The 1,555-nt window shown below is 69.2% G+C and carries 2 protein-coding genes and 1 pseudogene; 1 reads left to right on the top strand and 2 read right to left on the bottom strand.

Going from position 1 to position 1,555, the window contains the following annotated elements; translation table 11 throughout:
- Positions 1 to 308, top strand: a pseudogene (locus tag JF597_RS54870) (hypothetical protein); the annotation flags it as partial.
- 33 nt (positions 309 to 341) lie between these two features.
- On the opposite strand, the gene JF597_RS54865 reads toward JF597_RS54870, so the two are convergent.
- Positions 342 to 683, bottom strand: coding sequence for a hypothetical protein (locus JF597_RS54865; RefSeq protein WP_294014686.1), 342 nt, complete (start codon positions 681 to 683; stop codon positions 342 to 344).
- A gap of 1 nt (position 684) precedes the next feature.
- A complete protein-coding gene (locus JF597_RS54860; RefSeq protein WP_294014684.1) occupies positions 685 to 1,482 on the bottom strand; it encodes an AIM24 family protein in 798 nt (265 codons plus the stop codon).
- Between the last annotated feature and the right edge of the window lie 73 nt (positions 1,483 to 1,555).

The following is a 1,555-nucleotide window of genomic DNA, read 5'->3' as shown; positions in this document are numbered from 1 at the left end:
TGTGCCTGGTCGCGGTGGCCGAGATCGCGGTCACCTCGTTCATCGCCCTGCTGCCCACCTCGTCACTGGGCGCGCCCTGGTACAAGGGCTTCGGCTGGAGCAGCATGAAGTACGTCAACTACACGCCGATCGTGGTGCTCGGTGCGCTCCTGCTGCTCTGGATCGGCTGGCACACCTCGGCCAAGAAGTGGTTCACCGGGCCGAAGATGACGATCGACCTGCCCGAAGGCGTCACCGCGGCGGACGAGATCGCGCTCGAGCACCAGGGCAAGACCGCCCACCACCCGACGCCCGAACCGTTGGGCTGATCGGCGTCGTCCCGCCCGCCGCGCCGCCGGCCCTCAGAGGTTGTCGAGGGTGAAGCTGCCGCCGGTGGCCGGCGGGGCGTCCGGCGCGGCCGCCGGCGGGGTGCCCGGGGTTCCGGACGCGCCGCCGGCGTCGCCAGGCGCCGGGGCCGCCGCGGCATAGTGCTCGTCCAGCGCGGTCAACGCCGTGGTGACGGCCTCCTTGTCGCCGCCGCGGCGTTGCTCGGCGTAGTACGCCTCGCCGAGGGTCCGGAACAGCTCGGCCTCCGAGCGTCCCTGCTGGATCGTCGCTACCTTGGCCTGCCCCTGCTGGGCCAGCTGCTGCGCCTGGGTCTTCGCCTGCTGCGCGGCTTCCTTGGCCTTGTCCATGAATCCCATGTCAGTCCGTCCCTCCGAAGAGTCCGCCGAGCGGGTTGCTCGCCTTTTCATCACCGTGATGTGCGTTCTTGACGATGGCGGCGGACAGTGACTCCATCGTCATCGACTGGAGGATCACCAGCCCGTCGCCCTCGAGTGTTGCCTGGCTGAAACCGTTGCCACCGAGCAGGCCGCTCATCACCGTCTGCCGGTTCAGCGCGCCGATCCGCTCGACGCCGTAGCGGACCGTGTCCTCAAAGGCGACCAGGCAGCCGGTGTGCACGTGGATCTTGCCGCCGTAGCTGGCCGGGTTGAGCTCGATGAAGTTGCCGGCACCGGCGATGAGGAGGGTTCCGGTGCCGCCGAAGCGCTCGAGGACGAACCCCTCGCCGCCCTTCCAGCCGGTGCGCAGGCCGCTGAACGCGATGTCGAAGTTGACGCTGCTCTCCGCGGCGACGAAGGCGTCCTTCTCGGCGAACCAGCCCTTCGTCCCGTCCAGCTCGATGACCCGCATCTCGCCGGGCAAAGTGCCGGCGAGGCTGACCAGCCCGGTGCCGCTGCTGCAGCTGAAGTGCTGGAAGGCGATCGACTCACCGGCCAGCATCCGCTTGCCGGCGTTCATGACCGTCCCCAGCAGCCCAACGCCGCCGCCCGGCTGGCCGCCACCAGCGGCCGCCGGTGCGTTGATCCGCGTCTCGACGCCCACGTTCGTGGTCTTCCACAAGAACTTGCCGGCCTCGGCGTACACCGTCTGGCCCTGCTCGAGCTGGCAGACCGCGAGCTGCATCGCGTTGCCCAGAACCTTGGTGGCGATCGTCATGCCACGTTCTCCCCTCCCGTCGACAGCGCGACCTGCTCAACCTGTCACTGCAGGCCGATCGGGAGCAATAGTC

This window comes from Streptomyces sp. (genome assembly GCF_019510245.1).
Lineage (GTDB): Bacteria > Actinomycetota > Actinomycetes > Streptomycetales > Streptomycetaceae > Streptomyces.
Note: the sequence above shows the minus strand (reverse complement) of the source record. Positions and strands in the feature narration are given on the sequence as shown.